Genomic DNA, 21086 nt, shown 5'->3' on the forward strand with positions numbered 1-21086 from the left:
AAAGTAATGAAAACTGTGCGAAATCCTTTATTACGCTGTATTGTAATGAAGATTTAATTATTGTATAATTCAAACGAAAGGGGATTAAAATATGGAAAGAATAATTGGAACAGTATCAATGGGTCTTAGAGCCCCAATAATCAAAGAAGGCGACGATCTAGTTACTACAGTTTTTGATGTAGTAAAAAAAGCAAGCGATAAGGGAGACATTAAATTACGCGACAAAGATGTTGTATGTGTAACAGAATCCCTAGTTGCTCGTTCTCAAGGTAACTATGTAACAATAGAAGATATTGCAAAAGATGTCAACAATAAGTTTGAAGGCGATGAGCTAGCAATCTTATTCCCAATCCTAAGCAGAAATAGATTTTCTATCCTCCTAAAGGCCTTTGCCCTAACAGGAAAGAAACTTCACATCTGCCTATCTTACCCACAAGATGAAGTAGGTAACTGGCTAATGGATGAGATGGATTTGTTTAACTCTGACATTAATCCTTACCAAGATGTTTTGGATATAGACCAATACAAGAAACTTGCTAAAGACTACAAGCATGAATTTACAGGAATTTCTTATCCAGACCTATATAAGGAAATTGCACCAAACTCAGAAATCCATTTTCTAAACAATCCAGTTGACGCTCTAAAGTTCACAGACCAAATCCTAGTATCATCAATCCACACTAGAAATCTTGTAAAAAGAAAACTAGAAGAAAATGGTGCAGGTAAAGTCTTAAAATTAGATGAAATAATGACAAGTCCAATTGATGGATCTGGCTACAATGAAAAATACGGTCTATTAGGATCTAACCTATCAACAGAAAATAAGGTTAAACTCTTCCCAAGAGATGGACAAATTTTTGTAGATAGCTTACAAAAAAGACTAATAGATGAATTTGATAAGAAAATTGAAGTTATGATCTACGGTGATGGAGCCTTCAAAGACCCAGTAGGAAAAATTTGGGAGCTTGCTGATCCAGTTGTTTCCCCAGCTTTCACAGATGGACTTTTGGGAACACCAAATGAAATCAAGATTAAATATATAGCTGATGCAGAACTAACTGGCCTAAGTGGTGAAGATAGGGATGAGGCTATGAGAGAAAAAATTAGCCGCAAGGCTGAAAAGCTTATAGGCAAAAACGAAACCCTTGGTACAACTCCAAGACAAATCACAGACCTACTAGGATCTCTTTGTGACTTAACTAGTGGTTCAGGAGATAAGGGAACACCAATCGTTCTAATCCAAGGATACTTCGACAACTACTCAGATAAATAAGGAGTAAAAATTGCAAACTAGTTCTGAGCATGGAGCAAAAAAACACAAATATTCAATAAATTCCTACTTAGAAGATAGAAATAGGAGAATCTACAATCACGATCCTATGAGCAAGCAAAAAAGGATATTTTTAATGAGCTTCGCAGCCATATTCATGGCCTGCGGAACTCATTTTTTCAAATATCCCAATAGCTTCGTAATAGGTGGAGTTGAAGGAATGAGTATTATAGCAAGTATGTTTGTGCCTTTCACTAGGCCCCAGCTAACCTTGTTCATAAACCTAACCCTTCTAGTGATTGCTTTTTTTATCCTCGGTAAAAAATTTACCCTCAGAACTGGCTATGTTGCTATCCTAAACTCGCTTACGGCCTTGTTTCTTGATAAGATAGTTCCTATTGATGGAACCCTTACCAACAACACTATGCTTGAGTTATTTTTCACTTTGATAATGAGCTCGGTCGGCTCTGCTATCTTGTTTAACATAGCAGCAAGCTCTGGCGGAACTGATATTATAGCCATGATAGTTAAGAAATATTCCCACCTAGAAGTAGGAAAGTCCCTTCTTTTCGTAGATTCACTCTTTACTTGTGCATCAATTTTGGTCTTCGGTATAGAAATCGGACTATTTTCTATCTTTGGTTTATTAATCAAGGGTCTTTGCGTAGATATAATAATCTCTTCTATGAATCAGGCAAAGATGTTTATAATAATCACATCTAAGACCGAAGAGGTAGGCCATTTCATAAAAGATGACCTAAACAGGTCTGCAACTGTCCTAAAGGCCAAGGGTCTTTATATGGGTAGGGATTTTTCAGTTTATCTATGTACAACTAGCAAGATGGAAGCACCGAAATTTCAAATATTTATCAAAAATATCGACCCTCACGCTTTTATAACTATAGTAAACACCTCTACAGTTATGGGCAAGGGCTGGTATCAAACAGATGAGTTATCTGACGAATAAGAGTCTTAGGGCTCTTTTTTATTTTGAATAAAATATGTAAGCAATTTGAGTTTTTAAGCTTTTAAGCGTAAGATAATTTTAGGAGAATGTGAGGGAATTATGAAAAAAAGATATAAATTCCTCCTAAGTCTTATCCTTCTTGTTATGCTTTCTGTTTTTTGTGCTGATTTCACCCATGCCTCGGATGAAGAAAATCCGCCTTCAAATACAAAGGTTGAAACTAGCGAAGGAGAAGGCCAAGGAGATGGAAAAGATAAGATAATAATAACAGAAGAACTGGAAACACCTAAAAATAAGCAGGCTTACCCAATAAAAGATTCTCTTCCAAGTGATAAAAAGCTCAAGCAAGAAGCGAAAACTCGTGAAACAGACAAAAAGAAAGAAGAGCTAAGCCCTAAAGAAGATAAGACAAAGCCAAGTGATAAGGAAGCGAGTAAGGATAATTTAAAAAAGGGCGGAGAAAAGGGAAGCTTGACGGATAGAAATATCCCCCAAGAAACAACGGATAAGAAAGAAGAAAAATCCGAACAAGAAAAAAATCCTGCAAATAGCAAGGATGAAAATGTTCCAATAACAACATCAAGTAGCACTGGTTTAGATAGCCAAACTTCAGAAAACTCAAATAGTGAATATTTATCAGAAGATGACTACAAGAAGGACTATCTTGAGAATCAAAAAAATGATACCCTCCTCCTAGAAATAGGTCCAAACGAAGATAGAAGTAAGCTCAATCCAATAAAAATCGAAAAGAAAAAAAAGAACAATTATGAAGCTCCAAATGGAAATAGGATATACATCCACCTTCTTGGAGTCTTTATCCTATCCCTTACTGCTTTAATCCTACTTAAAGTATTAAGGACGAAAAAAGCCTGATACTGAACTGACCTTTCAAAGTTAGCTTTTTGGTCTAACTTTTGGGGTAAGTCCATACACAGGCTTTTTTCGTAAAAAATTTTATTAAATAATCAAAAATTATTCGGCTTCTGTACAAAAAACTATTCAGCTTCGAACATATCTTTTGTAGCGCCACAAAGTGGGCACATCCAATCATCTGGAAGTTGGTCAAATTCTGTGCCTGCTGCTATACCATTATCTACATCACCTTCAGCTGGGTCATAGATGTAACCACATGCTGTACATACATATTTCATATTAGAATGTCTCCTTTCATTCATTTTGCTTCTTTATTATACCCTATATTTATAAGTAAACATCGTTTTCTTTAGTTTAATAAGAAAAAATTGCTTATAGAGATTTTAAAAAAATTTAGTTAAAAAGGGCTCCTAGGAGCCCATCATTCGATAGTTATTTAGCTTCGAACATGTCTTTGCCAACACCACAAACTGGGCAAGTCCAATCTTCTGGAAGTTGGTCAAATTCTGTACCTGCTTCGATACCGTTATCTACATCGCCTTCAGCTGGGTCATAGATATAACCACATGCTGTACATACATATTTCATATTAGAATGTCTCCTTTCATTCATCTTACACCTATATTATACCACCTTTATCTAATTTATAAACATTCTTTCTTTAAATTCATTTTTAAAGATATATTTTTTTAGAACTGGGTATGTATTAACTAGGAGAAAAATATGGATATTATAAGTTGCGAGATAAATACAGATATCAATTCTATAAAAAAATTTAATAATGAGGCCTTGGAAGTCATAAAAAGGAGATTTGACGACAAGGACTTTGTCTTTAAACTAAGGCTTATCTTGGATGAACTTATAATAAATTCTTACAAGCATGGCAACAAGAAGGTCTTCGATAGAAAAATCAACTGCCTAGTCCTAGTTGATGATGACTATTGCCTAGTAAAGGTCAAAGACGAGGGAGCTGGTATAAATATCAAAAATAGTGACGATCCTTTGGCGGAAAATGGCAGGGGGATTATGCTTGTCAGTGCCATATCCGATGAGCTTGTAGTTGAAGAAAATGTAATTGCTGCATTGGTTTTTTATAAATAAGAGCAAAAAACTCATAATTTTAACAAAAAAATTGCGAATATTTCTGTCTAACATCCGAAAAAGGATGTTTTTTTATCGTTTAATATTGATAAGATATTAACATGGGATATAATATATTGATAGAATTTGTTAGAATGAAAGAAGGTTTTATGAATAGAGAAGATGTAAGAAATGTAGCCATTATTGCCCACGTAGACCATGGTAAGACTACCCTTGTAGATGGTTTGCTAAAGACTAGTGGCTTATTTAGAGATAATCAAGAAGTTAAGGAAAGAGTTATGGACTCGAACACTATCGAAAAAGAACGTGGAATAACCATCCTTTCCAAAAACACTGCTGTTTTTTATAAGGATAAAAAGATTAATATTATAGATACTCCAGGCCACGCTGACTTTGGTGGAGAGGTAGAGAGGGTTCTTAATATGGCAGAATCTGTTGTCCTAGTTGTTGACAGCCACGAAGGCCCAATGCCACAAACCAAGTTTGTATTAAAGAAGGCAATCGAGCTAAATCTTCCAGCCATTGTTTGTATCAACAAGGTTGATAGAGCTGATCAAAGAATAGATGAAGTAGAAGATGAAATCCTCGATTTATTTATTAGCCTTGATGCTGATGAGTCCTACCTAGAAAGTCCTTTCGTCTATGCTTCAGCCAAGAATGGCTGGGCTTCTAATGAAAAGGGAGTAGTGAAGGATGATATGACTGACCTTTTGGATACAATTATCGACTACACACCAGCCTTTAATGCAGATGAAAATGCTCCATTCAAGGTCTTGGTATCTACTACTGACTATAACGACTATCTAGGAAGAATTGCCATAGGCAAGGTAGAAAGTGGAGTAATCAAGAAAAATGCCAACGCCATAATTACCAACTACAATGATCCTGACAGACACACAAAATCTAAAATCGTAACAATTTATGAATTTGACGGTCTAGAAAGAAAAGAAGTTGAAGAATCTAAGTTTGGTTCAATTGTAGCACTTTCTGGTATGGAGGATATAAATATAGGAGATACTATATGTACAGAAGAAGATAGTGAACCTATAGAGTTTACCAAAATTTCTGAGCCAACCCTATCTATGACCTTCTCTGTAAATGACTCACCATTTGCTGGTCGTGATGGTAAATATGTAACAAGTAGACACCTTAGAGATAGGCTCTTTAAGGAAAAAGAAACTGATGTTTCCCTAAGGGTAGAAACTACCGATTCGACAGAAGCCTTCAAGGTATCAGGTCGTGGTGAGCTTCACCTTTCAGTTCTCATAGAAAATCTTAGACGTGAAGGTTACGAGTTTCAAGTATCAAAGCCAGAAGTAATGTTTAAGACTGATGAATTGGGTAAGAAAACTGAACCGATAGAGATTGCAACCATTGATGTAGATCAAGCTTACTCTGGTTCAGTTATTGAAAAACTTGGTAGGAGAAAGGGCGAGATGATTGATATGAAACCATCTGGTTCAGGCTACAACAGGCTAATCTTTAGAATCCCTGCAAGGGGCCTTATAGGCTACAGGACAGAGTTTATGACCGATACCAAGGGTACAGGTATCCTTAACTCAGAATTCGAAGGATATGACCTCTACAAGGGCGATATGGAACATAGAAATGTAGGAAGTCTAATAGCAAGTGAAACTGGAATTGCTACAGCCTACGGACTAAATTCAGCCCAAACAAGAGGTCTCCTTTTCATAGAACCAAGCGATGAAGTTTATGAGGGTCTTGTAGTAGGAATGAATGCCAAGGGCCTTGATATAGATGTAAATGTCTGCAAGAAGAAAAAACTAACCAACACTCGTGCAAGTGGAAGCGATGATGCTATAATGCTTACTCCTGCAAAGAAAATGTCTGTTGAAGAGATGATGGAATTTGTGGAAGAAGATGAGTTAATCGAAATCACCCCTAACCATCTAAGAATTAGAAAAAGGATTCTAGACTCAAACCTAAGGTATAAGTCAAAAAAGAATAATTAGAGGTTCTTATGCTTAAAACTACTGAAAGAAATCTAAGTTTCATAATAGCAATCACAAGTATTCTTGTCTTTGCCCTAACCCTTGCTGGAGTTTTTATGAACAATAGCTTGATTGGGCTTTTGTGGAATGGCTTATTTCTCATAAGTTGGCTTATGATGCTAGTCTTTGGACTTGTAGTTCTCTTTGATGGAAAGGCCCTTCACTTTTCCATCTTTGTAGGCTTTATCACAGCCCTAGCCTTTATGTGCCTAAGTGCTCATGCTATCCTTATACTCGCTAGATTTATCCCACAACTTCCAGCCCGTATAATCTTGCCTAATACTTATCTTTTGAAATATAATCAGATGATTTTCTATACCGCCCTAATAATAGTGTATTTTATTCATATAATAAACTACATAAAGCTAAACCCTCAAAGAAAGCTTGAAGAGCAAATAGAAAAAGACCCAAAAGATAGGGAAGAAGTTATTACTGAAAATAAGGAAGATGAAACTAGCGAAGCTTTAGTAGAAGAAAGAGAGTTAAGTGAAAAAGACCTTTCAATCTTAAACTCTCACCTAGCCCAAGACAATGACTTGCTTTTAGAAAATAATAAAGAAGATAAACAAGACTTAAAAAATTAGAAAGGATTGGAGAAGTAAATGACCAAGCAAAATATTTCTTTATCAGTCATAAAAAGACTGCCAAAGTATTACCGATACCTAGAAAGTATCAACGAGAAGGGTATCATCAGAGTTTCTTCTAAGGAACTATCAGAAATCACAGGGCTTACTGCAAGCCAAATTAGACAAGACCTAAACCATTTTGGTTGTTTCGGCCAACAAGGCTATGGCTACAATGTTTCAGAATTGATTGATGAGTTATCAAAAATTATCGGCGTAGATAAGACCTACTCTATGATCCTAGTAGGCTTTGGTAATATAGGCCATGCCCTCTACAAATATAGGTCCTTTAGAGACCTCGGTTATGAATTTAAGGCTGTCTTTGACAAGAACCCTGATTTCATAAGTGATGCTACAAAAGATGATATAGAAATTTTAGATGTAAAGAAGCTAAGGGATTATCTAAAAGAAAACAAAATAGACATAGGAATAATAGCAACACCAAAAGAAGCTGCCCAAGAATTAGCAGACATCCTTTGCGAAGGCGGTGTTAAGGGAATTTGGAACTTCTCTCCAGTCGACCTAAAGGTGAAAAACAATGTCGTTATAGAATCAGTCCACCTAGATGAGTCCCTCTTCACCCTAACCTACTTCATGAACTCTCCAGAGGATTTTATATTTTAAATGAATGTTTTAACAGCATCAAACCTTGCTAAGTCATACCCCTTAAAGGACATCTTTGACAAGCTAAGTTTTAAAATCGAAAAAGGCGATAAGGCTGGGCTTATTGGTGCGAATGGGGCAGGCAAGACAACACTTTTTAATATCCTAACTGGAGAAATCAGCCCCGACTCTGGGGAAATCTATATAGCAAATGACACAAAAGTAGGTTATCTCAAACAAATCCTTAGCCTTGATACGGATATGACCATCCATGAATTTGTCTTGGGCGTCTTTGACAATCTCCTAAGCCTAGAAGAGGACATGAGAGCCCTAGAACATGCCATGGCTAAGGAAAAAGATCCGACAAAGCTTGATTTCATAATGAAGTCTTACACAGAAAAGTCCGAAGAATTTGCTGACAAAAATGGCTATGCCATAAGAAGCGAAATCGAAGGCACCCTAACAGCCATGGGTTTTGCTAAGGAGGACTTCGACAAAAACATATCCGAACTTTCTGGAGGTCAGAAGGCGAGAGTGGAACTTGCGCATCTAATTTTAGAAAAACCAGACCTAATCTTACTAGATGAGCCAACCAACCATCTTGACATAGGGGCTATCCGTTTTCTTGAAACTTTTATCAAAAACTACAAGGGCTCGGTCATAGTTATCTCCCACGATAGGTATTTTCTTGATAATACTGTAAATAAGATTTTTATGCTGGAAAATGGAAGGCTAAGTAGCTATGAGGGTAACTACACGACCTTTATGGCTCAAAGGAAAAAAGACCTTGAAGTAAGACTTCACCAATACAAGTCCCAACAAAAAGAAATCGAAAGACAAGAAGAAATTATCGACAGGCTCAAAAATCTCGGCGGTAGCAAGAGGAAAAGAGGCATTTCCCAATCAAGGTCTAGGCAAAAACTTCTAGATAAGATGGAAAGGATTGAAAAGCCAGTCGAGCTAAGAGATTCAATGCATCTAAAATTCACCCCTCGTATCCAATCGGGAGTCGATGTCCTCAAGGTAAAAGACCTAGCAAAATCTTTCGGGCCGGAGGAGATTTTTTCAAACATATCCTTTAACCTTTATAGGAAAGAAAGATGTGCCATAATCGGGGAAAATGGTATAGGAAAGACGACTCTTTTTAGGATAATTATGGGAGAAGAAGCAAAAAGTGGAGGAGATTTAAGGCTGGGTCAATCAGTTAACATAGGCTACTTTGACCAGGAACAGAAATCTCTCGACCTAGACAATACTATCTTTGAAGAAGTATCCAAGACCTACCCAATGCTTACTAACTATGAGATTAGATCCTACCTAGCCAAGTTTATGTTCTATGAGGATGATGTAAATAGGCTAGTTGGAGAATTATCTGGTGGAGAAAGATCGAGGATATCCCTACTAAAACTTATGATATCCGATACCAACTTTATCCTTATGGATGAGCCGACCAACCACCTAGACATAGATAGCAAGGAAATCCTAGAAGATGCCATCCTCGATTATGAGGGAACCGTCCTAATCATTAGCCACGATAGGTACTTCCTAAATAAAATTGCTGGCAAAATCCTTGAGATGAAAAAAGATGGGATGGATGAATATTTAGGTAACTACTCATATTACGAACAAAAGCTCCGTGAGATGAATCTTGAAGATGAGAAAAAAGACCTACAAACCAAGACTCAAATCAAAAAGGATAGGCAAAAAGAAAATATCAAGAAAAATGAACTTAGAAAGATTAAGGCCGATATCAGAGAAATAGAAGAAAGGCAAGAAGAGATAGAAAAAACTATCAAAGACCTAACAGATCTTAGCCTAAAAGAAGGCTTCTACGAAGATAGCGACTTGGTCGCAAGGACTTTTTCCGAGATTAAAAATCTAGAAAGTGAAAAAGATGAACTCGACCACAAATGGCTTAGTCTTAGTCTTAAAATTGAATAAGAAGATTAAAGCACCCTTATGGGGGTATCAATATTAGGAGGAGGACTTATGGGAAAATTTAAAAGACTTATTTATTCCTTGATGGCTATAGTATTGATCCTCTTGGGTGCTATTTTTATAACAGTAGGAATCATCAAGCAAGATATGCTATTTGCTATCCTCTATTATTTACAAAATCCTAATATTAGAAGGGTATTTGTTATCTTAGGATTAATCCTACTAGCCTTTGCCATAATGCTAATAATTGATTTAATCATATCGTCAAAGACTGATTATGAATATCTTATAGAAAATGAAGCTGGCAATATCCTTATCAAGCGATACTCTCTAGAAAGCCTCGCAAGGATAGCCATAGAGAAATTTGGAGTCAAAGCTCTTGGCCAAGATGTAAAGATATTGACCAAGGAAGGAAAAATAAAACTAGCTTCTAAAATTGAAGTTCGTGATGAGGTTGATTTGCTAAGTCTTTCTGAAACAATCAAAGCTGAAATAAGAAAAGCTTTAGAAGAGCTAACAGGTCTAAGAGAAATGGAAATAGACTTGTATTTCCAGAAAGCCAAGGATAGAAGGGAAAAGGACTAGGAATGGATAAGAATAAAGAAGAAAATACCAAAAATTTTACTGTCTATGACCTAGAAATGAGAAGAATGGACAAAGAAGAGGCGGAAAAAGAGAAAAGACTAGCCTTTTATAGGAGAAATAAGGCTAAGCTTATAGCATCTAGCCTGGGTCTAATATTCCTATTTTGCCTATTTAACTTCGGCTTTTTTAGGACCATGGGAATAATACTTGTTATGTTTATAGCCTATACTATTGGGGCCTATTTCGATAGGGACTACCAATATATAAACTTTTTAAAGAGCCTATTTAGATAAAGGAGACTAAGATGACAGAAAATAAAGAAACAATAAAAGAACTCAATGAAAAAAGAGAACTCGCTTACGAAGAAAGCAAGCTTATAATAGAAGATAAGGTTGTAGCTAAAATTGCAAGAATTGCCATAAAGAACGTAGACGGCATCCTAGAAATGAAGGGAAATATTGCCGACTCCATCGGATCTTTCTTCTCTGGTCGTGACGAACACTCAACTGCAGGAGTAAATGTAGAAGTTGGGGAGAAAGAAGCCAAGGTAAATCTAGACGTAATAATAGAATATGGCAAAAATGCTACAAGAATCTTTTCTGATATCAAAAGAGTAGTAACAAGTAATGTAAAAGAAATGACAGGTCTTGATGTCGTTACTGTAAATGTTAATATCGTAGATGTCATGACAAGATCCGAATACGAAAAGAAAAACAAAGAAAATAACGACAAGGATATTCAAAATAGATACTGATTTTTTACATCAAGGCTCTTGCCAATCAATGCTTTTCTAGCTAGGATTTCCCATAAGCTAAGGCCATTGACCTAGGGCATGGGCCATTTATTTTTTTGGAGTACATATGAACGATAGAAAATTTTTAGACGATAAAAACAAAGAAATTTTAAAGATAGGTATAATCTTACTTATAGTATTTTTTGCCTTCTGGTATATAGATGCTTTGAAGGGACTTTTGCTAGGAGCCTACTCTGTATTTAGGCCAATTATGTATGGCTTGGTCATAGCCTTTATTATCAACCTACCTATGAACTTTTTCCAAGAAAAACTCTTTGGTAGGCTCATAGACAAAAATAAGCACAGGACCCTAGTCCTCGCCCTATCCCTAAGCCTATCATGGATAATATTCTTTGGGCTTTTTACCATAATGCTAACAGTATTCATACCAGAACTTGTAGCTGCCATATCATCTCTAATTGATAATATTCCAGTCTTTATGGATAAGCTTATAGAATATCTAAACAACCAAAAACTCTTTAATCAAATAGCAGCCGAGGTAATCAACAAGCTAAACAAACTCGACATAGAAAACATCACCAAAGACATAACAAGCCTAGTAAATGGTAAGGATATGGGACTACTTAGCAAAACATCCAGTCTCTTTAACTCCTTCTCATCATGGCTAATGTCTGTAATTATGGGATTTTTCTTTTCGATTTATGTATCAATGAACAAGAAAGCCTTAAGAGATGGGTCAAATAAATTGTTCTATGCGAATTTTGATGATAAAACTGTCGAGCATATCAACTACTTTGCAAAACTAACCTACGACTCATTTTCAAGATTTTTTGAGACAAAACTTTTATCATGCTTGTCTATCGGAACTATTTGCTTTATAGGTATGTTGTTACTAAAGCTTCCTATGGCAGGAATGATAGCAATTCTTGTTGGTGCCTTTGATATAATTCCATACTTTGGTCCCCTAATAGCAACAGGTATAGGTGTGATATTAATTTTTATCCAATCACCATCCCAAGCCCTAGTCTTCTTGGTCTTTGTCCTTGCCATCCAACAATTACAAGAAAAAATCCTATATCCCCTTGTAATAGGCAAACGTCAGGGTCTTCCAGCCATATGGATATTCATATCAGTCTTCATAGGAGCTGGACTCTTTGGAATTGTAGGCATGGTTACATCAATGCCTATAGCAACAGTGATATACAACCTAATCCAAGATAATATCAAGATTAAGCTAGGCCAAAAGAACTTCGATATGGCAAAAATTGATGAAATAAACAATAAAACTTACGAACAGATGCGAGAAGAGAAGATGAACAGCTAAAGACAAAAAAGGAGATTTATGCAAAAACGCTTTGATCATACAAAAATCAAAAAAATACAAATATTAGACGGAGCTAGCCTAAAATATATAGCATTCTTATCAATGCTAATAGACCATGTAAATAACGCTCTAATTACGCCATTCTTAGATGGTAGGGGCTTTCTCCTTTACCTATCCAATTTCCTATCCATCCTAGGAAGGATAGCCTTTCCAATCTTCATATTTTTTATAGTTGAGGGATACTTTAAGACGAAATCAAGGGCTAAATACCTCCTTAATCTCCTAATATTTGGCCTTATATCAGAAATCCCCTTCGACCTATTCACATCCAAAGAGCTTTTCGATCCCTACTGGAACAACATGATGTTTACCCTAGCCCTTTGCCTTATAACAATATGGATTATTGATAGCCTAAAAACAAAAATAAGAAGTAGATATATCTGGTATATAGGATCAATAATAATCGTAATAGCCTTTTCTTTTATAGCGATGTTTCTAAGCCTAGACTATGACTACCACGCCATAATCTTAGCCTACATCTTCTATATATTCTACGATTATCCGATTCTTTCGGCAGGCCTTGCCTATCTTTCGATAATCAAGGAGCTATATTCTTTTTTGGGATTCGCCCTTACAATTTGCTATAATGGAAAAAGAGGCAAGCAAAACAAATGGATAAACTATCTATTTTATCCAGTTCATATCCTAATATTGGGACTACTTAGAATATATCTTAACATTTAAAGGAGTATTTATGGCAAGATTACAAGAATTGCAAGAAGCAAAAGAAAAAGCACAAGTCGTCTTAAAAAGCACAGATGAAGCCCTTAACTTTCTAAAATCGGCATCAAACTGGTCACTTTTTGACCTCCTTGGAGGAGAAGGAATAACAAGCTTAATGAAAAGAAGCAAAATCAAAAAAGCCAACAAGGAAATCGAAAGAATGACTCTGGAATTAGAAGAGCTCAGAAAAGAACTAAAAGATGTCGACATTTCCCTACCCCTAGAAATATCCGACACCATGGAGGATAACTTCTTCGACGTATTCTTCGATAACATCTTTACCGACCTTAGGGTAAATGGCGAAATCAAGAAAAAACTTGCTGAGCTTAGGGACTTTAGGCAAAACATTGAAGAGCTTATCCAAAGACTTGACCAAGAAATAAATATCAACTAATCCCACAAGAAAATCCCAACTAGTGGGATTTTTAAAATGTAAATATATGTTATAATATTAATAAGAATAACAAAAGGAGTCCCAATGGAATTTACACCAATACCAGTATCAGATCAAAAATACCTAAACTATATATTTATCGGCATTCTAGTAGACAAAAAACCTGTAACAGCTATGTTTGACACAAGGGGAAACACCCTAATACCAGAAAGCCTAGCAAAAGAACTTGACATAACATACATAGACAAAGAAGCAATTGACAAAGAAAGGGGCTTCAGGAGGGCGAAACTCTCATCAATGACCCTAGGAGCCCTAAAACTTCTTGACGTGCCAGTTGTAATCTGCAAAGACCAAGTAATCAAGCTTAAAGATGACCAGTTTGGCAACAAATTCCCAGCAGACATAATCCTAGGTTGGAATATCATAAGCCAACTAGTCTTTAGGGGAGATTTAAGAAAGGGTCAATTCGAAGTCCAAAGCTCAGATATCAAAAGGCAAACAAGAAAAGGCAAGGACAATACCCCAGTCTTTAAGCTAATCTTTAACAAAAAAACCTACAAGGCAGCTATAGACACATCTCGTCCCCTCACTATAATTTCTGAAAATATAGCAAAGACCATGCGAGTAGAAAACGAAGATGTAAAACAAACCATTGATCTACTAGGCATAGAAGAAGACGAAGTCCTCTATGAAAGCAAATTCACCTTCACCATAGATGAAAACCAAGTCCACCTACCAACAAGCCAAGTAGAAAAAGCCCTAAATGACAAAGACATCCAAATAGTATTCGGAGCAGACCTCCTAAGAAACACATCCTGGGCTCTCTATAACCCTATGGGCTACATAAGAGTGAGAAACTAAAAAATAAAGAGTGGAAATTCGAAAAAACAGTCGACTGACATATCATCCTGTAAAAACGAATAGCCACTCCTTTTTCTTATAATATTTTATAAGTCTTTCCCGTAAAAATTATGATAAACCCCAATAACTAAGCCTTAACACCCCACACTTTTTATTTCATATGAATGCTCATCCACAGTCTTTTCTAATATTTCTTTCCACAATGAAGGAAAGTGAACGAACGGCCACCTACTGTCATTCCAACTAATATTCCTTAGGATGACGTGTGTCATGTAGTACGAACATTCCTCCTGTCATTTCGAACGAATGAAGTGAGGAGAAATCTCACAAGTAAGTCTAAGAGTCAAGGAGAAAAAAGTCGACAAAGAAAGAGATCCCTCCTCGAAAGCTTGCTTGCTCATTCGGGATGACATGGGGTGTTGCTCCTCACCTCTGTATGACAGTCCGTCCTGTCATTCCGACAGAGCTTAAACGGGGAAGCGAGGAATCTCACAAGCAAGTCTAAAAGTTAAGTAACAATAAGACGTCAAAAAAAGAAATTCTAACCTAGCCTTTGCTCCTTTAAGCGAGCTTTCTTTCCAATAGGGCAATCCAACTAACAAGTCTTATAAAAAGCAAAAACAATTAATGAGTACCCAAATTATTTCAAGAATATAAAATTTTTTAAAGAAAATTTTCTAAATCGAAAATTTATTTCCGATTTTTTCATGAATTTAAGCCAAGAAAACATTAACAAACCCAGTATTTCAACAAAACAATGAAAATAAAAATTATTTTCTTTTGATATTGATTATTATTTCTTAATGTGATATATTATAGCTAGAGGTTAACAAATGAAAATTTAGTTAAATTACAATATTTCTAAAAAAAAATGTAATTAACATATAGATTGGAGATCTTATGCCACTAACATTATTAAATGAAGGCGAAACAGCAGAAATTGTCAACATCAAGGGGACAGATGCTGTCAAAAAACATTTGAACAATCTTGGTTTTGCCAAGGGCAGAATCATTAGCTTACAAAAATTTGATGGGATGAACTATATTTTTGTTATTGATGGCAACCGCTTTGCCTTGAGCAAGGATTTGGCTAAACGAATTATAGTTAAGGAGATTTAGATGAAAACTTTAGATCAAGTGGCAGTTGGAAAGACTGTTAAGGTAGGCAAAATCAAAGGAGATTCACCTACAAAAAGAAGAATTATGGATATGGGTATTACTAAGAGTACCGAGTTGTACATAAGAAAGGTCGCACCTTTGGGAGATCCTATCCAAATCAGCCTCAGAGGATATGAACTTACTATCAGAAAAGAAGATGCAAAGAATATTGAGGTGGAAGAGATATGACTTATAAAATAGCACTCGCAGGAAACCCAAACTCAGGTAAAACCACACTTTTCAATGACCTAACAGGTTCTAATCAAAGAGTTGGTAACTGGCCAGGGGTAACTGTAGATAAGAAACAAGGTGTCCTTAGGGGTCACAAAGATATAATAATCGAAGACCTTCCAGGTATTTATTCACTTTCTCCATACACAATGGAAGAAGTTGTTAGTAGACAATATCTAGTTGGTGAAAGACCAGACCTAATCATAAACTTAGTCGATGGTTCAAACCTAGTTAGAAACCTCTACCTAACTAGCCAATTGTTAGAGCTTAATATTCCAGTTATTATAGCCCTAAACATGATGGATATAGTAAAGGCTAAGGGTGATAAGATTGACGTAGAAGCCCTATCAAAGAAGCTTTCTTGTCCAATCGTAGAAATTGTCGCTATGAAAAGCCAAGGTATTGATAAGCTAATCAAAGAAGCAGTTGAGCTAAAGGATAAAAATGTTAGTCCAAAGCCACTTGTTTTTGATGATGAACTTGAAGAAGTTTTAGCTAAGATTGAAAATGATTATTCTAAAAAAATTGATGACAAATTATCAAGATATTATGCAATTAAGCTTTTCGAAAATGACGAGGAAAGCCTAGAACACTTAAATATTTCAACATCAGATCTTAATGCTGTAGCTAAAATCAGAGAAGAATACGAACAAAAAGAAGAAGATAATGCAGAAAGTATCATAACTTCAGCAAGATATGCAAATCTAGAAGAACTTTCAAGCGAAGTTCTTGTAAAAGCAAAACCAAAACTATCAATAACTGATAAGATAGATAAGATTGTTACTAGCAGAATTTTTGGTCTACCAATCTTTGCCCTAGTAATGTTCTTAGTTTACTTCTTGTCAGTATATCAAAAAGCACCAGGAACTATGGGAACAGACGCGGTAAATGGCTTCTTCGAAGACACCCTTACTCCTTGGGCTTCTAGCACAATGGATGCTATGGGCATTAACCCAGTTCTTCATTCACTTGTTACAGATGGTATCATCGCCGGTGTTGGAGCTGTACTTGGCTTCCTACCACAAATGATGGTACTATTTGCCCTCCTAAGTATCCTAGAAGATGTCGGATACATGGCAAGGGTTGCCTTCGTCATGGACAGAGTCTTCAGAAGATTTGGACTTTCAGGTAAATCTTTCATCCCAGCCATGATAGCAACAGGATGTGGTGTACCAGGTGTCCAAGCATCAAGAACAATAGAGTCTGACAGAGATAGAAAAATCACAATCATGACATCAACCTTCATGCCATGCTCTGCTAAACTACCAGTAATTGCCCTAATCATAGGTGCATTCTTCCCAGAACACTCAGCTCTAGTATCCTTCTCATTCTACATGATAGGTATTGCTAGTATAGTTGTTTCTGGTATCATCCTAAAGAAATTCAAGGAATTACAAGCTGATCCAGCACCATTCATAATGGAATTACCTCCTTACCATGCTCCAAGAGCAAAATCAGTCGTAACAGATGTCTACAACAAATCTAAAGCTTACGCAAAAAGAGCTGGAACAGTAATATTCCTATCAACAATAGTTATTTGGGTCTTGTCTAACTTCGACTTCAGTCTAAACCTAGTTGAAGCTGACACAGAATCATCAATCCTTGCAAGCTTAGGATCAATCATTGCTGTAATCTTTAAGCCAGTCGGCTTTGATTCATGGCAAGCAACAGTTGCTACAATCACAGGCTTCGTTGCCAAAGAGAACGTAGTAGCAACAATGGGAGTTGTACTTGGTCTAGGTGCAGAAGTAACTGAAGAATCACAAGAATTACTAACAGCCTTCAACCACGCCCTAGCAACACCAGTAGCAGGATACTCCTTCCTATTATTCAATATGCTCTGCATGCCATGCTTCGCAGCAGTAGGAGCTATCAAGACAGAAATGGCAGATAACAAATGGACAGCCCTAACAATAGCTTATCAAATGTGCTTTGCTTACCTAGTATCTCTCATATTCTACAACATAGCAAACCTCATCCTATACGGAATATTCAACATTGGAACAATCCTTGGCTTCGCAGGATTAATCCTACTAATCTATCTATTAATTAGAAAACCATCCAAAGGAAAGAAAGCATTAAGCTACGAACAATCCGCAGCTTAATACCAACTACTTTCTCAAAGCCTATCATAGGCTTGGAGGAGGGCTCTTCCCTAAAAAAAAGGAGAACAATATGAACATACAATCAATAATTTTACTTATAATAATTCTTGCTATATGTGCCTATGTAATTTACACAAGATTTATAGCAGAAGATGGCCATGCTGGATGCAAGGACTGCACAGCTTTTGACTCATCAAAGAAAGATCACCACTCATCATGTGGTTGTGGATGCTAAAAATTAAGGAAACTTAATTTTTTTTAGAAAAATACTGATAAAGGTTATCACTATCATCACCAGATGAAGTTAACATAAAAATTTTGAAAATTAAAGGAGAATAAAAAAATGGCAAAAGTAGCAGTAATATATTGGTCAGGAACAGGTCACACAGAAAAGATGGCAGAAACATTTCTTGAAGCAGTTAAGGCAGAAGGACAAGAAGCAGAACTATTCTTCGCTGGAGAATTTAGCAAAGACAATATCGCAGACTTCGATGGATTTGCTTTTGGATGTCCAGCAATGGGAAATGAACAACTAGAAGATGGCGAATTCGAACCAATGTTTGAAGAAGTAGAAAACGATCTAGAAAACAAACCAACAGTAATCTTCGGCTCTTATGAATGGAATGATGGCCAATGGATGTATGACTGGCAAGAAAGATGCAAAGATGACGGAATCAACCTTGCAGCTGATGGTCTCATTGCCTATGACGATCCAGACGATGAAGCTCTTGATCAAGTAAGAGCACTTGCTAAGAGTCTATTAGAAAAAATAAAATGAGAGAGGATCTACTAGTCTATCACGCATCCCCAGTCCTTGCGGGAATAAAAGCAGCAAATCTCTTCCAAATAAGATCAGAAGATACAAGCTATGTAAGGTGTCTGATCAAAACTTGGCAAGGGTGTATCAAAAAATGTCCCTCATGCGACTTGCACTTTAGACTAATAGCCAAAAAGAATAAGGGTTACCTAGTCCTAGTATATAGAAAAAACCAACTAGAAAAAATCCTCCAAGATGAGGAAATCCAATCATTCATTGAACAACTAGGCTATAATAGTAACAATATCGATTCATGCCTAAAAACCCTATCTCAAAGACTACGAATACAGGACTTTCCTCACGAGATAGGACTCTTTCTAGGCTATCCCCTAGATGATGTTAAGGCCTTTATCGAAAATAAGGGCCAAAACTTCATCTTAAATGGAACATGGAAAGTCTATTCAGAAAAAGAAAAAAAACAAAAGATCTTTAACTCATATCAACAAACAAAGATCAGAAATATAAACTTGCTCAAGGAGGGATGCCCAATAAGTAAATTAGTCAGCTAAATTAAAAAATCTACAAAACATACTATAATATTAGAATGCAACTGCCCAACTCCTAGGGCAGTTTTCTTATACATAATAATAGCCACAAAAGCCCAAGAAGTCCTACACAAAAAGCCTCTCTAAAAAACAAACGAATAGGAACTCTATTTCAATTTCAAACAAACAGCTCTTTCTGTCAATCCAACCAAGTCCCCATCTCTATCAATCCAACCAAGTCCCCATCTCTATCAATCCAACAATACCCCACTATAAATCCGAACGAACATACCAATTTGTCATTTCGAACTAACATACCCCTCCTGTCAGTTCGAACTAATATTCCTTAGGATAACAGTGTGTCATGTATTACGAATATTACCTTCTGTAAATCCGAACGAACATACCCCTCCTGTCATTTCGAACGAACGCAGTGAGGAGAAATCTCCCTAGTAATTGTAAGAGTCAAGAAAAACTATGACGTCAAAAAAAGAGATCCTCACGTCGCTATCACTCCTCAACGGTAGTTTTCGGATTCGCTTTATAAGCTAAATGCTAATCTCGAAAAGCCTCGAATAAGCAATTTCATCAGCTCGCTTTGCTCCTTGTGACAATTCCATTAAGGATTACGGTGCGTCATGTATTACGAATATTACCTTCTGTAAATCCGAACGAACATACCCCTCCTGTCATTTCGAACGAACGCAGTGAGGAGAAATCTCCCTAGTAATTGTAAGATTCAAGAAAAACTATGACGTCAAAAAAAGAGATCCTCACGTCTCTATCGCTCCTCGACGGTAGTTTCCGGATTCGCTTTATAGGATAAATGCTCATTTCGAAAAGTCTCGAATAAGGAATTTCATCAGCACGCTTTGCTCTCTGTGACAATTCCATTAAGGATGACAGTGTGTCATGTATTACGAATATTACCTTCTGTAAATCCGAACGAACATACCCCTCCTGTCATTGCGAACGAACGCAGTGAGGAGAAATCTCCCTAGTAATTGTAAGAGTCAAGAAAAACTATGATATCAAAAAAAGAAATCCTCACGTCGCTATCACTCCTCAACGGTATTTTCGGATTCACTCTATAAGCTAAATGCTCATCTCGAAAAGCCTAGAATAAGCAATTTCATCAGCTCGCTTTGCTCTCTGTGACCATTCCATTAGGGATGACACTATGTGTCATTTCTAACTAATACTCCTTAGGATGAGAGTGTGTCATGTAGTAGGAACATACCCTCCTGTAAATACGAACGAACATACCCATCTGTCATCCGAACGAACATACCCCTCCTGTCATTTCGAACGAACGAAGTGAGGAGAAATCTAACAGGTAAATCTAAGCCCCAAGCCAACGAATATTCAAGGATATCCTCATATAAAAGCATGGCTTCTTCCTAGGTCAGATGGTGTGTCCTAATAAAAGTGGCAAACTCTTAGTATGTCAACTCCTACAAGCAGATTTAGATTTAAGATTAGCTCTTTCTAATCAGCACCCCAAAGCCCAAAGTCTTATAATCTTTATAAACAAAATAAAAAGCACTAAGAAAGAAGCTTATAATATATATGTTTATATATAGAAGGAAGTTAAAAACATTTCCCTTTTTAAGCCGTCTCCTAGATGCCAACAATTTATCTAAAATTTTTAACGAGTAGGATGATTTATTAACGACTTTATTAAATAAGTATGTTTAAAACTTATGCAAGGTTAAAAGAATCTTCAAATATCAACCCCCAAAAGCTTTCAAAAAAAGGCAAAGTTCATAGCTTTTGCGACACCTTGCCTAAATGACAGTTATTTTATAACTTTATTGAAAAATTTTTAGACATATTGGGTTTTTGATAAAATGATATAAAAATAATCCTAAAAAGTATTGTATTTATTTTAGATATCAGTTAAAATAATAATAAGAAGGATACTAAGGATATTTTCTCTATTTAACTTAGTACAGTAATTAATAAATTTATGTAGCAAGTATGGAATTTTGAAATAAGGACCCCATCCTTGCACTTTTATAAGCACTTATTATCGGAGGGAAGAAGTATGAAGAGAAGAATTAGAGAGTTTATGGTCAAGCTATTTTCCTTGACCCTAGCCATCACTATGTGCATACCAACCAATGTCTATGCCATATCCATGGCCAAAAAGCCAAAACAAATGCCAACATCAATAAGAATAGCAGACTCAGGAGAAGAAAA

The 21086-nt window shown here is 36.2% G+C and carries 23 protein-coding genes; 21 read left to right on the forward strand and 2 right to left on the reverse strand.

The genetic code is table 11. The features are described 5' to 3' along the window. The first annotated feature begins 91 nt into the window (after window positions 1-91). The 3 genes from HMPREF0077_RS04625 (at window position 92) to HMPREF0077_RS04635 (ending at window position 3110) form a co-directional block, all read left to right on the forward strand. Window positions 92-1273: a coenzyme F420-0:L-glutamate ligase gene (locus tag HMPREF0077_RS04625; RefSeq protein ID WP_004836806.1), complete on the forward strand. Its 1182-nt coding sequence runs from the start codon at window positions 92-94 to the stop codon at window positions 1271-1273. Between the two features lie 10 nt (window positions 1274-1283). Continuing rightward, entirely contained in the window at window positions 1284-2237 is a 954-nt protein-coding gene (locus tag HMPREF0077_RS04630) for a YitT family protein (RefSeq protein WP_248596434.1), read from the forward strand. Window positions 2238-2336: 99 nt separating this feature from the next. Then, complete coding sequence (locus tag HMPREF0077_RS04635; protein ID WP_004836808.1) at window positions 2337-3110, forward strand: hypothetical protein; 774 nt, start codon at window positions 2337-2339, stop codon at window positions 3108-3110. Window positions 3111-3232: 122 nt separating this feature from the next. Here HMPREF0077_RS04635 and rd (HMPREF0077_RS04640) read toward each other — a convergent pair whose 3' ends face one another. Both rd (HMPREF0077_RS04640) and rd (HMPREF0077_RS04645) read right to left on the reverse strand, forming a co-directional pair. After that, on the reverse strand, window positions 3233-3412 hold the full coding sequence (rd, locus tag HMPREF0077_RS04640) for a rubredoxin (protein ID WP_004836809.1): 180 nt from the start codon (window positions 3410-3412) through the stop codon (window positions 3233-3235). 130 nt (window positions 3413-3542) lie between these two features. Then, entirely contained in the window at window positions 3543-3698 is a 156-nt protein-coding gene (gene rd / locus HMPREF0077_RS04645) for a rubredoxin (protein WP_040349421.1), read from the reverse strand. Between the two features lie 135 nt (window positions 3699-3833). Here rd (HMPREF0077_RS04645) and HMPREF0077_RS04650 point away from each other — a divergent pair, with 135 nt between their 5' ends. The 18 genes from HMPREF0077_RS04650 to HMPREF0077_RS04730 all read left to right on the forward strand — a co-directional run bounded on the left by HMPREF0077_RS04650 (window position 3834) and on the right by HMPREF0077_RS04730 (window position 18908). After that, window positions 3834-4211 carry an ATP-binding protein gene (locus HMPREF0077_RS04650; protein ID WP_004836811.1) on the forward strand — a complete coding sequence of 126 codons (378 nt, stop codon included), beginning with the start codon at window positions 3834-3836 and terminating at the stop codon, window positions 4209-4211. 149 nt (window positions 4212-4360) lie between these two features. Beyond that, window positions 4361-6184 carry a translational GTPase TypA gene (gene typA, locus HMPREF0077_RS04655; RefSeq protein ID WP_040349466.1) on the forward strand — a complete coding sequence of 608 codons (1824 nt, stop codon included), beginning with the start codon at window positions 4361-4363 and terminating at the stop codon, window positions 6182-6184. A gap of 8 nt (window positions 6185-6192) precedes the next feature. Further along, window positions 6193-6807, forward strand: coding sequence for a hypothetical protein (locus HMPREF0077_RS04660; protein WP_004836813.1), 615 nt, complete (start codon window positions 6193-6195; stop codon window positions 6805-6807). Window positions 6808-6825: 18 nt separating this feature from the next. Continuing rightward, entirely contained in the window at window positions 6826-7470 is a 645-nt protein-coding gene (locus HMPREF0077_RS04665) for a redox-sensing transcriptional repressor Rex (protein WP_004836814.1), read from the forward strand. Beyond that, the gene (abc-f, locus tag HMPREF0077_RS04670) at window positions 7471-9390 is read left to right on the forward strand and encodes a ribosomal protection-like ABC-F family protein (protein ID WP_004836816.1); all 1920 of its coding nucleotides are present in this window, start codon (window positions 7471-7473) and stop codon (window positions 9388-9390) included. A gap of 48 nt (window positions 9391-9438) precedes the next feature. After that, window positions 9439-9972, forward strand: coding sequence for an alkaline shock response membrane anchor protein AmaP (gene amaP, locus HMPREF0077_RS04675; protein WP_060929265.1), 534 nt, complete (start codon window positions 9439-9441; stop codon window positions 9970-9972). Between the two features lie 2 nt (window positions 9973-9974). Continuing rightward, complete coding sequence (locus HMPREF0077_RS04680) at window positions 9975-10265, forward strand: DUF2273 domain-containing protein (protein ID WP_004836818.1); 291 nt, start codon at window positions 9975-9977, stop codon at window positions 10263-10265. 11 nt (window positions 10266-10276) lie between these two features. Further along, window positions 10277-10726 carry an Asp23/Gls24 family envelope stress response protein gene (locus tag HMPREF0077_RS04685; RefSeq protein ID WP_004836819.1) on the forward strand — a complete coding sequence of 150 codons (450 nt, stop codon included), beginning with the start codon at window positions 10277-10279 and terminating at the stop codon, window positions 10724-10726. Window positions 10727-10832: 106 nt separating this feature from the next. After that, on the forward strand, window positions 10833-12050 hold the full coding sequence (locus HMPREF0077_RS04690; RefSeq protein WP_004836821.1) for an AI-2E family transporter: 1218 nt from the start codon (window positions 10833-10835) through the stop codon (window positions 12048-12050). A gap of 18 nt (window positions 12051-12068) precedes the next feature. Then, entirely contained in the window at window positions 12069-12794 is a 726-nt protein-coding gene (locus HMPREF0077_RS04695) for a TraX family protein (protein ID WP_004836822.1), read from the forward strand. Window positions 12795-12804: 10 nt separating this feature from the next. Beyond that, window positions 12805-13227: a hypothetical protein gene (locus HMPREF0077_RS04700; protein WP_004836823.1), complete on the forward strand. Its 423-nt coding sequence runs from the start codon at window positions 12805-12807 to the stop codon at window positions 13225-13227. A gap of 84 nt (window positions 13228-13311) precedes the next feature. Further along, window positions 13312-14088 carry a pepsin/retropepsin-like aspartic protease family protein gene (locus tag HMPREF0077_RS04705; protein ID WP_004836824.1) on the forward strand — a complete coding sequence of 259 codons (777 nt, stop codon included), beginning with the start codon at window positions 13312-13314 and terminating at the stop codon, window positions 14086-14088. A 900-nt stretch (window positions 14089-14988) separates the two neighbouring features. Continuing rightward, window positions 14989-15207: a FeoA family protein gene (locus HMPREF0077_RS04710; protein ID WP_004836826.1), complete on the forward strand. Its 219-nt coding sequence runs from the start codon at window positions 14989-14991 to the stop codon at window positions 15205-15207. After that, on the forward strand, window positions 15208-15435 hold the full coding sequence (locus tag HMPREF0077_RS04715; protein WP_004836827.1) for a FeoA family protein: 228 nt from the start codon (window positions 15208-15210) through the stop codon (window positions 15433-15435). Further along, window positions 15432-17582 (forward strand): ferrous iron transport protein B, encoded by a 2151-nt coding sequence (gene feoB, locus HMPREF0077_RS04720; RefSeq protein ID WP_004836828.1) that lies wholly within the window; start codon window positions 15432-15434, stop codon window positions 17580-17582. The genes HMPREF0077_RS04715 and feoB overlap by 4 nt, the downstream gene beginning before the upstream one ends. 70 nt (window positions 17583-17652) lie before the next feature. Next, window positions 17653-17817 (forward strand): hypothetical protein, encoded by a 165-nt coding sequence (locus HMPREF0077_RS10625; RefSeq protein ID WP_004836829.1) that lies wholly within the window; start codon window positions 17653-17655, stop codon window positions 17815-17817. A 108-nt stretch (window positions 17818-17925) separates the two neighbouring features. Beyond that, window positions 17926-18360, forward strand: a complete 435-nt coding sequence (locus HMPREF0077_RS04725) for a flavodoxin (protein ID WP_004836830.1) — start codon at window positions 17926-17928, stop codon at window positions 18358-18360. Continuing rightward, window positions 18357-18908 carry a DUF3793 family protein gene (locus HMPREF0077_RS04730; protein ID WP_004836831.1) on the forward strand — a complete coding sequence of 184 codons (552 nt, stop codon included), beginning with the start codon at window positions 18357-18359 and terminating at the stop codon, window positions 18906-18908. Before HMPREF0077_RS04725 ends, HMPREF0077_RS04730 begins: the two co-directional genes overlap by 4 nt. Window positions 18909-21086: the final 2178 nt, after the last annotated feature.

Source organism: Anaerococcus tetradius ATCC 35098 (assembly GCF_000159095.1).
Classification (GTDB): Bacteria; Bacillota; Clostridia; order Tissierellales; family Peptoniphilaceae; genus Anaerococcus; species Anaerococcus tetradius.

Excerpts from the sequence above, each read along its gene's own strand:
- HMPREF0077_RS04625 (WP_004836806.1), top strand. The coding sequence starts at position 92 with ATGGAAAGAATAATTGGAACAGTATCAATGGGTCTTAGAGCCCCAATA.
- HMPREF0077_RS04635 (WP_004836808.1), top strand. The coding sequence starts at position 2,337 with ATGAAAAAAAGATATAAATTCCTCCTAAGTCTTATCCTTCTTGTTATG.
- rd (WP_004836809.1), bottom strand. The coding sequence starts at position 3,412 with ATGAATGAAAGGAGACATTCTAATATGAAATATGTATGTACAGCATGT.
- rd (WP_040349421.1), bottom strand. The coding sequence starts at position 3,698 with ATGAAATATGTATGTACAGCATGTGGTTATATCTATGACCCAGCTGAA.
- HMPREF0077_RS04650 (WP_004836811.1), top strand. The coding sequence starts at position 3,834 with ATGGATATTATAAGTTGCGAGATAAATACAGATATCAATTCTATAAAA.
- typA (WP_040349466.1), top strand. The coding sequence starts at position 4,361 with ATGAATAGAGAAGATGTAAGAAATGTAGCCATTATTGCCCACGTAGAC.
- HMPREF0077_RS04660 (WP_004836813.1), top strand. The coding sequence starts at position 6,193 with ATGCTTAAAACTACTGAAAGAAATCTAAGTTTCATAATAGCAATCACA.
- HMPREF0077_RS04665 (WP_004836814.1), top strand. The coding sequence starts at position 6,826 with ATGACCAAGCAAAATATTTCTTTATCAGTCATAAAAAGACTGCCAAAG.
- abc-f (WP_004836816.1), top strand. The coding sequence starts at position 7,471 with ATGAATGTTTTAACAGCATCAAACCTTGCTAAGTCATACCCCTTAAAG.
- amaP (WP_060929265.1), top strand. The coding sequence starts at position 9,439 with ATGGGAAAATTTAAAAGACTTATTTATTCCTTGATGGCTATAGTATTG.
- HMPREF0077_RS04680 (WP_004836818.1), top strand. The coding sequence starts at position 9,975 with ATGGATAAGAATAAAGAAGAAAATACCAAAAATTTTACTGTCTATGAC.
- HMPREF0077_RS04685 (WP_004836819.1), top strand. The coding sequence starts at position 10,277 with ATGACAGAAAATAAAGAAACAATAAAAGAACTCAATGAAAAAAGAGAA.
- HMPREF0077_RS04690 (WP_004836821.1), top strand. The coding sequence starts at position 10,833 with ATGAACGATAGAAAATTTTTAGACGATAAAAACAAAGAAATTTTAAAG.
- HMPREF0077_RS04695 (WP_004836822.1), top strand. The coding sequence starts at position 12,069 with ATGCAAAAACGCTTTGATCATACAAAAATCAAAAAAATACAAATATTA.
- HMPREF0077_RS04700 (WP_004836823.1), top strand. The coding sequence starts at position 12,805 with ATGGCAAGATTACAAGAATTGCAAGAAGCAAAAGAAAAAGCACAAGTC.
- HMPREF0077_RS04705 (WP_004836824.1), top strand. The coding sequence starts at position 13,312 with ATGGAATTTACACCAATACCAGTATCAGATCAAAAATACCTAAACTAT.
- HMPREF0077_RS04710 (WP_004836826.1), top strand. The coding sequence starts at position 14,989 with ATGCCACTAACATTATTAAATGAAGGCGAAACAGCAGAAATTGTCAAC.
- HMPREF0077_RS04715 (WP_004836827.1), top strand. The coding sequence starts at position 15,208 with ATGAAAACTTTAGATCAAGTGGCAGTTGGAAAGACTGTTAAGGTAGGC.
- feoB (WP_004836828.1), top strand. The coding sequence starts at position 15,432 with ATGACTTATAAAATAGCACTCGCAGGAAACCCAAACTCAGGTAAAACC.
- HMPREF0077_RS10625 (WP_004836829.1), top strand. The coding sequence starts at position 17,653 with ATGAACATACAATCAATAATTTTACTTATAATAATTCTTGCTATATGT.
- HMPREF0077_RS04725 (WP_004836830.1), top strand. The coding sequence starts at position 17,926 with ATGGCAAAAGTAGCAGTAATATATTGGTCAGGAACAGGTCACACAGAA.
- HMPREF0077_RS04730 (WP_004836831.1), top strand. The coding sequence starts at position 18,357 with ATGAGAGAGGATCTACTAGTCTATCACGCATCCCCAGTCCTTGCGGGA.